Source organism: Anaeromyxobacter soli, assembly GCF_022808855.1.
GTDB lineage: Bacteria > Myxococcota > Myxococcia > Myxococcales > Anaeromyxobacteraceae > Anaeromyxobacter > Anaeromyxobacter soli.
Map to the genome: position 1 here is coordinate 1 of NZ_JAKZLF010000029.1, position 13,234 is coordinate 13,234.

14 protein-coding genes are annotated in these 13,234 nt (G+C 74.7%); 9 read left to right on the forward strand and 5 right to left on the reverse strand.

Annotated elements, in window-relative coordinates; genetic code table 11:
• From MLV88_RS17765 to MLV88_RS17780, 4 genes are all read right to left on the reverse strand, one after another.
• A partial coding sequence (locus tag MLV88_RS17765; RefSeq protein ID WP_243338226.1) for a methyltransferase domain-containing protein occupies positions 1–794 on the reverse strand: 794 nt, incomplete at its 3' end.
• A gap of 144 nt (positions 795–938) precedes the next feature.
• Entirely contained in the window at positions 939–1,721 is a 783-nt protein-coding gene (locus MLV88_RS17770) for a hypothetical protein (RefSeq protein WP_243338227.1), read from the reverse strand.
• Positions 1,722–1,852: 131 nt separating this feature from the next.
• On the reverse strand, positions 1,853–2,380 hold the full coding sequence (gene hpt / locus MLV88_RS17775) for a hypoxanthine phosphoribosyltransferase (RefSeq protein ID WP_242341174.1): 528 nt from the start codon (positions 2,378–2,380) through the stop codon (positions 1,853–1,855).
• Positions 2,373–3,188: a uracil phosphoribosyltransferase gene (locus tag MLV88_RS17780; protein ID WP_242360200.1), complete on the reverse strand. Its 816-nt coding sequence runs from the start codon at positions 3,186–3,188 to the stop codon at positions 2,373–2,375. Before MLV88_RS17780 ends, hpt begins: the two co-directional genes overlap by 8 nt.
• A gap of 54 nt (positions 3,189–3,242) precedes the next feature.
• Here MLV88_RS17780 and MLV88_RS17785 point away from each other — a divergent pair, with 54 nt between their 5' ends.
• The 9 genes from MLV88_RS17785 (at position 3,243) to rplI (ending at position 10,300) form a co-directional block, all read left to right on the forward strand.
• Positions 3,243–4,802 (forward strand): carboxypeptidase M32, encoded by a 1,560-nt coding sequence (locus MLV88_RS17785; RefSeq protein WP_243338228.1) that lies wholly within the window; start codon positions 3,243–3,245, stop codon positions 4,800–4,802.
• 80 nt (positions 4,803–4,882) lie between these two features.
• Positions 4,883–5,785 (forward strand): 4-(cytidine 5'-diphospho)-2-C-methyl-D-erythritol kinase, encoded by a 903-nt coding sequence (ispE, locus tag MLV88_RS17790; RefSeq protein WP_243338230.1) that lies wholly within the window; start codon positions 4,883–4,885, stop codon positions 5,783–5,785.
• The gene (gene spoVG, locus MLV88_RS17795; RefSeq protein WP_242341170.1) at positions 5,752–6,051 is read left to right on the forward strand and encodes a septation regulator SpoVG; all 300 of its coding nucleotides are present in this window, start codon (positions 5,752–5,754) and stop codon (positions 6,049–6,051) included. The genes ispE and spoVG overlap by 34 nt, the downstream gene beginning before the upstream one ends.
• Positions 6,052–6,192: 141 nt before the next feature.
• Positions 6,193–7,158: a ribose-phosphate pyrophosphokinase gene (locus MLV88_RS17800; protein WP_242341169.1), complete on the forward strand. Its 966-nt coding sequence runs from the start codon at positions 6,193–6,195 to the stop codon at positions 7,156–7,158.
• Positions 7,159–7,556: 398 nt separating this feature from the next.
• Complete coding sequence (locus MLV88_RS17805) at positions 7,557–8,264, forward strand: 50S ribosomal protein L25/general stress protein Ctc (RefSeq protein WP_242341168.1); 708 nt, start codon at positions 7,557–7,559, stop codon at positions 8,262–8,264.
• An 8-nt stretch (positions 8,265–8,272) separates the two neighbouring features.
• Positions 8,273–8,851 carry an aminoacyl-tRNA hydrolase gene (gene pth, locus MLV88_RS17810; protein WP_242341167.1) on the forward strand — a complete coding sequence of 193 codons (579 nt, stop codon included), beginning with the start codon at positions 8,273–8,275 and terminating at the stop codon, positions 8,849–8,851.
• A gap of 107 nt (positions 8,852–8,958) precedes the next feature.
• Positions 8,959–9,408, forward strand: coding sequence for a 30S ribosomal protein S6 (locus MLV88_RS17815; protein WP_242341166.1), 450 nt, complete (start codon positions 8,959–8,961; stop codon positions 9,406–9,408).
• A gap of 3 nt (positions 9,409–9,411) precedes the next feature.
• Entirely contained in the window at positions 9,412–9,837 is a 426-nt protein-coding gene (rpsR, locus tag MLV88_RS17820) for a 30S ribosomal protein S18 (RefSeq protein ID WP_243338232.1), read from the forward strand.
• A 13-nt stretch (positions 9,838–9,850) separates the two neighbouring features.
• Entirely contained in the window at positions 9,851–10,300 is a 450-nt protein-coding gene (gene rplI / locus MLV88_RS17825) for a 50S ribosomal protein L9 (RefSeq protein WP_242347052.1), read from the forward strand.
• Between the two features lie 102 nt (positions 10,301–10,402).
• On the opposite strand, the gene MLV88_RS17830 is transcribed toward rplI, so the two are convergent.
• A complete protein-coding gene (locus MLV88_RS17830) occupies positions 10,403–13,150 on the reverse strand; it encodes a serine/threonine-protein kinase (protein WP_243338233.1) in 2,748 nt (915 codons plus the stop codon).
• Positions 13,151–13,234: the final 84 nt, after the last annotated feature.

Consider the following 13,234-nt stretch of genomic DNA (forward strand, 5'->3'; position numbering starts at 1 on the left):
CGCGCGGCGGCCGCCTGCTCCGCCTCGCCCGCGGCGAGGGCGCGCTGCGCCTCGGCGGTCGCGAGCGCCTCCGCGGCGGCCCGCGCGCTCCCGGCGGCGCCCCGCGCGCCGTCCGCGAGCGGCCGCACCGGGAGCGCCACCACCGACAGGCCGCCGAGCCCGCACGGCTCATCGCCGCAGATGGCGACGTAGGCGGCGGTCTCGGGCGTCCCGGCGAGCGTGCCGTCCATGGCGATGTCCGGCTCGTCCTCGCCGGCGCTCGCGAGCGCGAGCACGTAGCCGACGGTCGCCGACTGCGTGGCGACCTCCACGAGGGCGAACTCGTCCGCGAGCGTCGCGACGAAGGCCTCGTAGGGCGGCGCCTCGGGCGCGGCCGGCTCGCCGCCGAGATCGGCGAGCGCGGTGCCCCCGGCCGCGATCGCGGTCACGAGGCGGCCGCCGGGCGCGAGGAGGCGCCGGAGCGTCGCGACGCGGGCCGGCTCGCGCGCGAGCGCGCTCCCGTCGGCGACGAGCAGGAGGTCGAAGGTGCCGGCCCGCAGCGCCTCCGGCTCGGCGGCGCGAAACTGCACGAACGGGTGGTGCCCGGCCTCGCGCGCGGCGGCGAGCTCCGGCTCGCTCGGCGCGATGGAGAGGACCGCCGCCGCCCCGCGCTCGGCGAGGAACAGCGCGGTCGCGCCGTCGGAGGCCGCCGCCGCGCCGATCTCCAGCACGCGGCGGCCGGCGAGGAGCGGCTCGATGAAGCTGTAGCGCGCGAGCAGATCGCCCGCGCCGTTGCGCGCGTGAAAGGGGGCCATGGCGCGGCGATGTTACCACCCCGGCCCCGGGCGTCCGGCGGCGGGGCCCGCGGCGCTTAGGCGGGCGGCCCGCGGGGAGCGCGGGGGTCGGAGAGGAGCGGAGGTGTGCGCACCTCGGGGCGGCGGCCCCGCCACGGCGCGGACCTAGCGCTTCTCGCCGCCCGGCTCCCCCGATGGCGGTGCCGGGGTCGGCTCGGGCGCGGTCGGGGCCGCCTGGGCCGGCGCCCCGGGCTGCGCGGCCGGCTGCGCGCCCTGCCCGCTCTGCTGGGACCGCTGCGCGCTGGCCGCATTCCGGAGCGCGATCGAGGCGGCGTCGAGCGCGGGCTCGACGTCGTGAAGGAGCGCGCGCGCGTCGTTCGCGCGGGCGGAGCGCGAGGCGCCCGTGTGCCGCAGCTTCTCCGTCGCGTCGCGCAGCTCGCCGACGGCGCGATCGAGGAGCCGCTGCGCCTCGTAGAACCCGGACTCGGCGCGGAGCGCGGAGAGGTCGTCGCGCTGCGTGGGCGAGAGGCCCGCGAGCCGCTCGGCGCGGGAGAGGTAGCCGAGGCCGCGCTCGAGCCGCGCCGCGTCGCCGCTCGCGATCTCCTCGCGCGCCCAGCCGGAGAGGAGATCGTAGATCCCCTGGTCGAGCAGGCTCCGCTCCTCGAACGCGCGCTCCGCCGGGAGCGGCTTGCCGGGGGGCGCCACGATGGGCTCGTACGCCTGCGCCTGCGAGGGATCGGCGGTCTTGAAGGTCTGCCGGCCCAAGGGCGCGAGGATGCCGCGCATCACCACGAGGCGCCCGTCGTCCGGGACGAGGTACCAGGTGCGCGCGTTCCGCTCCGAGACGAGCCACAGGACGAGCGCGAGGAGCCCCAGGATCGCGAGCCACGCGACCGCCGCCCTCGCCCCGCCGCCGCGCCGCGGCGTCCTCGTCGTGTCGTCCGCCACGAGTGTCCTCCCGCGCTGCGCGACGGTTCGCGCGCTCGCGATCGCCTTCCGCGCCGCGAACCGCGCCGTCGCTAGAGCCTCGTGCCGGCGGGCCTCTCGCCCGCGGCCGGTCACGAATGACGACTACCCCTTCACACCCGCGGCACGCCCACGAACGGCAGGTTCCGCATCTTGCCGTCCCAGTCCAGCCCGTAGCCCACCACGAACTCGTCGCCGATCTCGAAGCCGCGGTACTGGATGGGCACCTTCACGACCGCGCGCGACGGCTTCTCGAGGAGCGCGCACACCTGCACGCTCGCGGGCTTGCGCGTCGCGAGGTTGTCGAGGAGGTACCGCATCGAGAGCCCGGTATCGACGATGTCCTCGACGAGGAGCACGTCCTTGCCCTCGATCGGCCGGGTGAGATCGCTCGTGATCTGCACGACCCCGGTCGAGCGGGTGCCCTGGTACGAGGAGATGCCGATGAAGTCGATGGAGATCGGCAGGTCGATCGCCCGCACCAGGTCGGCGAGGAAGATGAAGCTCCCCTTCAGCACCCCGACCACCACGAGCGAGCGTCCCGCGTGATCGCGCGTGATCTCGGCGCCGAGCGCCGCGACCCGCGCCTGCAGGTCCGCCTGCGAGATGAGGACGTCGACCTTGCCCGCGCCGCTAGACATAGGCGTTGTTCAGGATCTCCCCGAAGCCGCCGCCGCCGGGGACGATGTACTGGTGGTCGTCGAGGCCGCGCTCGTCGTCCCAGCGCGTGCCCGGGATCGTCGCGAGGACGTCCGGCGCGGAGAGGCCGCGGTCCACCCGGATCGCGTAGACGACGACGTCGGGGTGCGCCCGCGTCATCGTGCGGAGGTACTCCGGGGTGACGATGAGGTGGATGTTCACGATCCGCCGGGGCCTGCCGGGGACCTTCGTCTTGTAGGTCTGGATGGCGGTCGAGAGCGAGCTGCCCGTCGCGCCCATCGGGTCGGGGAAGAGCAGGAACGCCTCGTCGATGTCCCCGCCGATCTTCATGCCCCCGATGCCGGCGCCGACGACCTCCTCGTTCACCCCGAGCATGCGGCTCATGATGATGTGGTCCTGCCGCACGAGCGAGGGCTCCAGCGTCTCGTTCAGGAGGTCGTAGGCGACCTGCGACGGGAGCGCGCCCGCCCGGGCGATGTTCACCGTCACGGCGCGGACCGCCCGGTCGATGACCTCGCCCTCGAAGATCCCCTGGGGGGAGGTGTCGATCATGCGCGTCGGGACCGAGACGCGCCGGCGCGGGAACTCGACGTTGAGGACGGTGCGGATGAGGTCCTCGTAGAGGATGCGCACGAGCCGGCTGATGTCGGGCTGGCGCGTCTCCTTCGCGCAGAGCGTCGCGAGGTGTCCGAGGAGGAACGGGTTCGCGACGATGTGCACGTTCTCGCCGTAGCGGTGCTCGATCTCGGAGAGCCGGAACGGGACGGTGTCGTAGCTGCGGTCTCGCACGGGCGGGGAGCATAATGCTTGTCCCCCCGGATTCCTCTGCCTAAATGAGCGGCCATGCCCGAGACCGCCCCCGCCCCGAGGAGCGCCGCGTGGGAGACGCTCGCGGCCGTCATGTGCGACGTGCGGGCGCTCGGGGGCGCCGTCTCCCTCCTTCAGTGGGACCAGGAGACGTTCATGCCGGCGAAGGGCGCGGTCGCCCGCGGCGACCAGCTCGCCGCGGTCCAGGCCGCCCTCCACGAGCGACTCACCCAGCCCCGCGTCGCCGAGGCGCTCGACCTCGCCGAGCGCGAGGCCTCCGGGGATCCCGACCGCGCCGCCGCCCTCCGCGCGCTCCGCTTCGATCACGAGCGCGCCGCGCGCGTGCCGCAGGACCTCGTCCGCGCGCTCGCGCAGGCCCAGGCGGAAGGCGTCGACGCCTGGAAGGCGGCCCGCAACGCGCGCGCCTTCGCCCTCTTCGCCCCGAAGCTCGCCCGGCTCGTCGAGCTCCGGCGCGAGCAGGCCGACGCGCTCATGCCCATGCTGGCGCGGAGGCCGGAGGCGCAGCCGGACCCCGGCAAGATCGAACCTTACGACGCGCTCCTCGAGGGCTACGAGCCCGGCATGCGCGTCACCCGCCTCGAGCCCATCCTCCGCCGGCTCGTCGGGTGGCTCTCGCCGCTCGTCGCGGCGATCGACGCGGCCCCTGCGCCCGAGGACGGGTTCCTCTCCGGCCGCTTCGACGGCGAGGCCCAGTGGGGCTTCACCCTCGAGCTCCTCGCGGCGCTCGGCTTCGACCCCGCCGCCGGCCGGCAGGATCGCTCGCTCCACCCCTTCACCCTCGGCCTCGACCCGGGCGACGTGCGCGTCACGACGCGCGTCTACGAGGCGCAGCCGCTCTCCGCGATCTTCTCCACGCTCCACGAGGCCGGCCACGGGCTCTACGAGCAGCACCTCCCCGGCGAGCACCGCCGCTCCCTGCTCTGCGCCGCGCCGTCGATGGGGATCCACGAGTCGCAGTCGCGCCTGTGGGAGAACCTGGTCGGCCGCTCGCTCCCGTTCTGGCGTGCGTTCCTGCCGCGGCTCGCGGCGCGCTTCCCGCAGCTCGCCGGGGTCGCGCCCGCCGACTTCCACCGGGCGGTGAACCGCGTCGAGCGCTCGCTCGTGCGCGTCGAGGCGGACGAGGTCACCTACAACCTCCACGTCGCGCTGCGCTTCGAGCTCGAGCTCGGGATGATGCGCGGCACGCTCGCGGTGTCGGACCTCCCCGAGGCGTGGGCGGCGCGCTCCGAGGCGCTCCTCGGCGTCCGGCCGCGCGACGACGCGGAGGGGGTGCTGCAGGACATTCACTGGGCGTGGGGAGACCTCGGCTACTTCCCGACCTACACGCTCGGCAACCTCTACGCCGCGACGCTCTTCGCCGCCGCCGGGCGCGCGCTCCCCGGGCTCGACGACGCCATCGCCGCGGGCGACCTCGCCCCGCTGCGGCGCTGGCTCGCCGAGAAGGTCTACCGCGTCGGCCGCCGCAAGGACGCCGAGGACATCGTGCGCGACGCGGCCGGGGTGGGGCTCACCGACGCGGACTTCGAGCGCTACGTGAAGACGAAGTACGGCGCGCTCTACGGCCTCACGCTCTGACCGGGGTGGCGCCATGCCCTTCGCAGGGCGACGCGCGGGCGGGGCCGCAGGGCGCGCGCCGCCTGTGGTAGGAGCGACGCGTGCGCCTCCAGACGATCGCCCCTGCGAAGGTGAACCTCGTCCTGCGCGTCGGCCCGCCGCGGAAGGACGGCTTCCACGGCATCCGCTCGCTCATGGTCCCGCTCGACCTCGGCGACCGCGTGGACGTCACGGTGGGCGAACGCGCGGGGCCGGTCACCTGCCGCGTGCCGGGCCGCCCCGAGCTCGACGGCGCCTCGAACCTCGCCGCCCGCGCTGCGGAGCGCTTCCGCGCGCGCTTCGGGATCGAGCGCGCCGTGGCCATCCGCATCGCGAAGCGAGTCCCGGTCACCGCCGGCCTCGGCGGCGGCTCGTCCGACGCGGCCGCGGTGCTCCGCTGCCTCGCGCGCGCGTTCCGGATCCGCGACGCCGGGGCGCTCGCGGCGATCGCGGCGGAGGTCGGCTCCGACGTGCCGTTCTTCCTCGGCCCCGGCCCGGCGTGGGCCGAGGGCCGCGGCGAGCGGCTCACGCCGGCCGACGTGGCGCCTCAGCACCTCGTGCTCGTCTACCCGACCGCTCCCGAGCTCGCCATCCGCGCCGGCGACGCCTACCGCTGGCTCGACGCAGCGCGGCACGGCCGCAGCCCCCGGCTCGCGCCACGCTTCGATCGCTTCGATCCGTCCCGCGCGGGGAACGATCTCGAGCCGCCCTGTCTCGCGGAGCGGCCGCCCCTGAAGACGCTCTTGGGGCTGCTTGTGGGTCGCGGCGCGACGGCCGCTATAATGTCCGGAAGCGGGCCCACCGTGTTCGGGCTTTTTCCCAGCAAGAACGCGGCGGCGCGAGCGGCGCGGACGATCGCGGAGGAGATCGTCGAGCGGGACGTGAGGGTCCTCGCCGCGAGGACGGTGCGACGGCATCCGGGGGTTACGCCATGGAGATCACCGAGGTCCGCGTCTTCCCCGTGAACGAAGAGAAGCTGAAGGCGTACGTCACGATCACCCTCGACGACTGCTTCGTCATCCGCGACCTCAAGGTGATCAACGGCAACACCGGCCTCTTCATCGCGATGCCGGCGAAGCGCCGCAAGGACGGCACGTTCAAGGACATTGCCCACCCGCTCAACACCGAGACGCGGGAGCGGATGGAGCGGACGATCCTCGCCCAGTACGAGCGCGAGGTGCACAAGGGGGCGGCTCCCCGCCCGACCGGCACCGATCCGCACGACGCCTGACGCGGCGCCGGTCTCGCTTTTCCGCTCCGGCGCGCTTGCCCGTTGGGTCCGTCCGACGGTTCCGGTATATGTGGCGCCGCCGACGGCCTCCCCTCCCCGGGGCCGTCGTCTGTTCTTCGCGGGATCACGCCGGAGCGCGCGATGCAATTCCTTGGAAATCGGCCCGACTACCGGGTCTTCTCGGGCAACTCGAACCGGAAGCTCGCCGAGGCGATCTGCAAGGAGCTCGGCCGGCCCCTCGGCCACGCGACGGTCGGGCGCTTCTCCGACGGCGAGATCCAGGTCGAGATCGGCGAGAACGTCCGCGGGCTCGACACGTTCGTCGTCCAGTCCACCTCCCCGGACGCGAACACGAACGCGATGGAGCTCCTCATCATGATGGACGCGCTGAAGCGCGCGTCCGCGGGCTCCATCACCGCCGTCATGCCCTACTACGGCTACGCGCGGCAGGACCGGAAGGTCGCCTCGCGCTCGCCCATCACCGCGAAGCTCGTCGCGGACCTCCTCGTGGCGGCGGGCGCGACGCGCGTCGTCTCGATGGACATGCACGCCGGCCAGATCCAGGGCTTCTTCAACGTGCCGTTCGACCACCTCTACGCCGCGCCCGTGCTCGTCGAGCACATGCGCAAGCGCTTCGACGGCGACACCCAGAACGTGGTGGTCGTCTCGCCGGACGCCGGCGGCGTGGAGCGCGCCCGCGCCTACGCGAAGCGGCTCGGGTCCACCCTCGGCATCATCGACAAGCGGCGCACGAAGCCGAACGTCGCCGAGATCATGAACGTCATCGGCGAGGTGCAGGGGAAGATCGCCGTGCTCCTCGACGACATGATCGACACCGCCGGCACGCTCACCCAGGCGGCGAACGCGCTCATGGACAAGGGCGCGCTCAAGGTCTACGCGTACGCGACGCACGCGGTGCTCTCCGGCCCGGCCGTCGAGCGGATCGTGAAGAGCCCGATCGAGGAGGTCGTGGTGACCGACACGATCACCCTCCGCCCGGAGGCCGAGGCGTGCCGGAAGATCCGCGCGCTCTCGGTCGCGGGGCTCCTCGCCGAGGCCATGCGCCGGATCCACTCGGCCGACTCGCTGTCGAGTTTGTTTGTCTAAGCGGGGGCTGCGCCCCCGCCCCCTGGCTTCTTGCCGGGGGACACCCACGACGCGTCCCCCGGACCCCGGCTCGCTCCGGCGCAGCCTCATTCCGGCTGCGCCTGCGCTCGTAGAAGGTCGCCGAGCGCGCCCGCTTGGCGGGTGCGCGCTGGTTCCCCGCCGGAGGGGCTTCGCCCCTCCCACGGCGAGAGGTCGGTCGTGACCGCTCGGCGGGGCCCCCGACGGTAAACCGCCCCGAACCTCTTGACTCGCCGCGGGGTTTCCGGTAATCACCCGCGCTCCCGTGGCTCCCGGAAGGTCGGGGGCCCTCACACCACCCAGGGCCGGCACGCTCATCCGGCGGCCCCTCGCGCTCCGCTCCTCGATCGGAGCGGCCCGAGTCCATTGGGAGGACGAGAATGGCCGACATCATCGTCAACGCGCAGCGCCGCGAGGGCAAGGGCAAGGGTCCCGCCCGCAGGCTGCGTCAGCAGGGCCTCATCCCCGCGGTCGTCTATGGCCGCAAGCAGGAGCCGACCCACCTCGCGGTGGATCCCAGCGCGCTCCTCAAGGCGATCGAGACCCCTCACAAGTTCAACACCCTCCTCACCCTGAAGCTGGACGGCAGCGACAAGCACGTCCTCTTCAAGGACTGGGCGGTCGATCCCGTCTCGCGGAAGCTCGAGCACGCCGACTTCCTCGAGGTGAGCCTCGAGGAGCCGGTGAAGGTCGACGTGCCGGTCGTCACGACCGGCCGCGCGGCCGGCCAGGCGGAGGGCGGCATCCTCTCGCTCGCGACGCACGAGATCGTGCTCGAGGCGCTCCCGGCGAAGATCCCGGTGCGGATCGAGGTCGACGTCACGAACCTCAAGATCGGCGCCTCGATCCACGTCTCGGAGCTGACTCCGCCCGAGGGGTGCAAGTTCAAGTTCACGACCGACTACGTGATCGCGTTCGTCGCCGTGCCGGAGAAGGAGGAGGTCGTCGCCCCGGTGGCGGCCGCCGTTCCGGGCGCGGCTCCGGCCGAGGGCGCTGCCGCCCCGGCGGGCGCGGCCCCCGCGGCTGCGGGCGCCGCCGCTCCTGCGGCCGAGGGCAAGAAGCCCGAGGCCAAGGGCGCGAAGAAGTAGGCACGCCCTTGAAGCTCGTCGTCGGCCTTGGGAACCCCGGCCCCGACTACGCGCGCACGCGCCACAACGTCGGCTTCCTCGTTGCCGACCGGCTCGCGCTCGCCCTCGGGGCCGAGTTCACCCTCCGCAAGTTCGCCTCCGAGCTGGCGGAGGGGCGGGCGGGCGGCGAGCGGGTCTGGATCATGAAGCCCCAGACCTACATGAACCACTCCGGCGAGGCCGTCGGGCCCGCGCTCCACTTCTGGAAGCTCGGGCGCGAGGACCTCGTCGTCGTGCATGACGACCTCGAGCTCGACCCCTTCCGGATCCAGCTCAAGGTCGGGGGCGGTCACGGCGGGCACAACGGCCTGAAGAGCGTGAACGCCCACGTGGGCGGCCCCGACTACGCGCGCGTGCGCGTCGGCGTGGGCCGGCCGCCGCCGCGGATGGACCCGGCCGACTACGTGCTCGGCCGGTTCTCGAAGGGCGACGAGGCGGAGCTCGAGGACTGCCTCGTGCGCGCCACCGACGCCACCCGGCTCGTCGTCGAGCTGGGCGCGGCGAAGGCGATGAACCAGGTGAACCGCCGCGCGAGCGCGGCGGGATAGCAGCACTCTCCTGCAGCACCCGCCGACCGGCATGGGGCCGGGCGGCGGAGACGGAGACGACTCCTCGCGGCGGGCGAACCGCCGCTTTCAGACCCGAGGGGAGCGACATGGCGGAGACGAGGAAGCTCGTACGCGAGTACGAGACCATCTACCTGCTCAAGGCGGAGACGCCGGACGATCAGGTGGAGGAGATCAAGGAGCGCCTGCGCGGCGTCGTGACGCGCGAGAGCGGCAAGGTCATCCGGTTCACCAACCAGGGCAAGCGGAAGACCGCGTTCCCGGTCGGCAAGAACCCGAAGGCGCTCTACATGCACGTCCTGTACATCGGCCAGCCTGGCCTGGTGGCGGAGCTCGAGCGCAACCTGAAGATGATCGACGTGGTGCAGAAGTTCCAGTCGGTGAAGGTCGCCGACGGCGTGGACTTCGACGCCCGCCAGGTCGAGGCCGACGTGAAGATCCAGGCCGTCGAGGACGAGCAGAAGCCGCGCGAGGAGCGCGGTGAGTTCGTGCCCGGCGAGGAGCCGTTCGAGGCCGAGGCGCCCGAGGCGGAGGAATAGGCCATGGCACGTCCTGACATGGGTGGTCCGAAGAGCAGCGGTGGGTTCGGCGGTCCTCGGAGCGGTGGCGGCTTCGGCGGCGGCGGGTTCGGCGGTGGTGGCGGCGGCGGCGGGGGCTTCGGCTCGCGCGGCGGCGGCGGCGACCGCGGGGATCGCGGCGACCGGGGCGATCGCGACGATCGCGGCGGCGACGAGGGCGGTGGGCGGCGCGGCTTCGGCCGGCGCAAGGTCTGCCGGTTCTGCGCCGACAAGACGCTGAAGGTCGACTACAAGGACCAGTCGCAGATGAAGTACTTCCTGACCGAGCGCGGCAAGATCATCCCCCGCCGCATCAGCGGGAACTGCGCGAAGCACCAGCGCGAGGTGGCCACCGCCGTGAAGCGCGGCCGCATGCTCGCGATCCTGCCCTACACCGTGGGCGGGATGTAAAGGGAGGCCGGCGATGAAGCTCATCCTCCGTGAAGACGTCGAGAACCTGGGCAAGGGCGGCGAGCTCGTGGAAGTGAAGCCCGGCTACGGGCGCAACTTCCTGCTCCCCCGCGGCCTCGCGGTCCTCGCGAACCCGAAGAACGTCCGCGAGCTCGAGCACCAGAAGGCCATCGCGACGGCCAAGGCCGCCAAGATGAAGGCGAGCGCGCAGGCCGTCGCGAAGCGGCTCGCCGAGACGCCCATCACCCTCGTGCGCAAGGTCGGCGAGCAGGACAAGCTCTACGGCTCGGTCACGGCGATGGACGTCGCCGAGGCCCTCGCCGCGCGCGGCCTGCAGATCGACCGCCGCTCGATCGATCTCGCCGAGCCGATCAAGACCACGGGCGACTTCGAGGTCCCCGTGAAGCTCCACAGCGAGGTGGTCGGCAAGGCGAAGGTGAAGGTCGAGGCCGAGCCGGCGTAACCGCTCGCCCGCACCGCCTCATCGAGAGGGCCGGTCCTCAGGGGCCGGCCCTCTCCTCGTTTTCGGCCACGCGCCGCGTCCCGCGCCATGGATCAGGCTCCCTCAGCGGCAGAGGGGCCCGGCGTCCGGCGGCAGCTCGCCCGCCTCGATCGCGGCGGCGCGCGCGCTCGCGAGGGCGGCGTCCGGCCCCCCCGCCGCGGCGACGGCGCGCCACGCGTCCGCCGCGCGTACCCGGAGCGCCGGGTCCGCCGGCGGCGCGCGGAGCAGCTCCTCCGCGGCGCGCGCGGCGAGCACGCGGGCGGTGGCGGCGCGCTCCGGAGCCGGCGCGGGCGCGCGCGCGAGGAACGCCTCCGCCCTCGCCCAGACCTCCTCCGCGCCGCAAGGCGGCGCGAGCGCGATGGCCCGGAGCGCCGCCTCTTCCGCGAGCGGTCCCGCGCCGCCGATCCTCCGCTCGAACGCGGCGAGGTAGCGGACCTTGCCGTCCGCCGCCTCGAAGAGGGCCTCGCCGAGCCGCCGGGCGGCGGCGTCGTACGCCGCGACGCCCTCCGGCGCGAGGCTCGCGGCCGCGGCCTCGGCGATGCGTCCCGCCTCGAGCAGCACGGCGTCGCGCGCGGCGGCTCCCGGCAGCTCCTCCGCGTAGGCGGCGGCGAGCTCGAGCGCCGGCGCGGCGCGCGATGCGCCGGCGAGCGCGCGCACGAGCGCGAGGGCCGCCTCGCCCGAGGCCGCGTCCGCGCCGAGCGCGAGGGCCGTGTACCCGCCCGCGCCCTCGAGGGCAGAGACCTCGAGCAGCACCGGCGCGGCCGGCACGGACACGGGCGCGAGCGAAACGAGGAGCGGCGAGCCGCCGGGCGCTGAGAGGCCCTCCGCCAGCGCCTCCGAGGCGGCGGCAGCGGGGCCGTGGGCCGGGGCGCGCACCTCGAGCGCGACGCCGGGATCCGGGACGAGCGCGACGAGCGCCGGTGAACCCGCCACCTCGGCGGCGAGCACGTCGGGATCGTCGGTCGAGGTCTCCCCGCGGAGCGACGCTCCCGGCCGGAGCGGGTTGCGGGCCGCGAGGACGGCCCACTCCGCCGCTCCCGCGCCGGGCGCCGGCGGCTCGTCGGGCTCGAGCTCCTCGCCCGGCCTCGCCTCGACGAGCCGCACCCTCAGCCGGTAGTCGTGCTCCGGCCGCTCGACGGGCGGCGCCCCGGGCGCGTGCCGCTCGCGCACCGCGAGGTAATAGGTGCCCCGCGAGACCGCCGCGACGAGCCGCTCCGCGCCGCCCGGCCCGCCGCGATCCACCTGCGCCACGAGCGGCGCCTCGCCTCCCGCGGCTTCGTCGGGCGCGCGGTGGAGCGTGAGCGCCACGTCGAGGCCGGGGAGGCCCGCGCCGGCGTCCGCGCCCGTCCACTCCGCCTCGAGCGCCGTGCGCGGCCCCGCGTCGGGCACCTCCACGCGGAACACGTCCGCGTCCCCCAGCTCGCGCCCGCGCCGCTCCCCCACCCGGCCGAGGAGCTCCGTCGCGCCCTCCGGGCCGGCGGGGAGCGGGAGCGGGTTCGCCTGCTCGGGCCGGTCGTTCGGCTCGTGCTCGCGCCCGTCGAAGGGCAGGTCGGGCCGGAGCGCGCCGGGCAGCGCCGCCGCGAGCGACGGCGCGCGGGCGGCGAGCAGGGCGTACGCGCCATCCCAGCGCCAGGCGAGCGCGGCGCCCGCGGCGAGCACCGCCAGGCTCCCTGCGAGCGCGAGCGGCGCCAGCCGCCCCGCGCGCAGCGCGCGCACCTGCCTGCCGAGGGCGTCGAAGTCCTCGCGGCTCGCGAGGTCGAGGTCGCCCTCGAGCTCCCGCGCGGTCGCGCGGGCGCGGCTGGCGGGCGCGGCGAGCGCGAGGAGCGCCGCGCGCATGGCGTCGGCGGAGGGGAAACGATCCTGAGGGCGCTTCGCGAGCGCGCGGTGCACGACGTCCGCGAAGGCGCGCGACACGCCCGGCGCCAGGGAGGCGAGCGGCGGCGGCTCCTGCGACAGGTGCGCCTTTACGACCGCCATCGGGCTCGGCGCCACGAACGGCGGCCGGCCCGCGACGAGCTCGTAGAGCACGCACCCCAGGGCGTACAGATCGGCGCGGCCATCGAGCGCGGCGCCGCGGGCCTGCTCGGGGGCGAGGTACGCGGGCGTGCCCAAAATGGCGCCGGCGCCGGCGTCGGCGCCGCCCGCGAAGTCGTCGCGGAGGGAGGCGATGCCGAAGTCGAGGACCTTCACGAAGTCCTCGCCCCCCCGCGTGCGCATGAGCATCACGTTGGCGGGCTTCACGTCCCGGTGGACGACGCCGGCGTCGTGCGCCTCGGCGAGCGAGCCGAGGACCTGCTGGCCGACCTCGCGGGCGCGCGCCTCGGGGAACGGTCCGCTCCGCGCGAGCGCCGCGGCGAGATCCTCGCCCGGCACGTACTCCATGGCGAGGTACAGGCCGCCCTGCCGGCCGACCTCGCCGAAGTCGAAGACCGCGAGGGTGTGCGGGTGCGACAGCCGCGACACCGCCCGCGCCTCCGCGAGGAACCGCTCCGCCGCGGTGGGCTCCCGGGCGAAGTCCTCCCGCAGGAGCTTCAGCGCGAGCGTCTTCCCCATGCGGATGTGCTCGGCCTTGTAGACCCGGCCCATCCCGCCCTCGCCGAGGAGCTCGACGAGCCGGTAGCGGTCGGCGACGACCCCATCCTTCCCGCGGCGGCGGCCGGTGCCGCGCGCGCCGGTCGCGCCGGTCGCGCCCGCGCGGAGAGGCGCCCCGCAGGCCGTGCAGAAGTTCGCGCTCCCGCGCGAGGGATCGGCGAGGTGCCCGCAGCGGGCGCAGGCAACGGGGGGCTCCGGGGCGGGCTTGCGACGCGCCATCGCTCGCGCCGGAGCGTAGCGCGCGAGCCCGCCCCCGCAAAGCTCTCCGCGCCGTTCGGACGTGGCGGGCGCACGTGGTAGAAG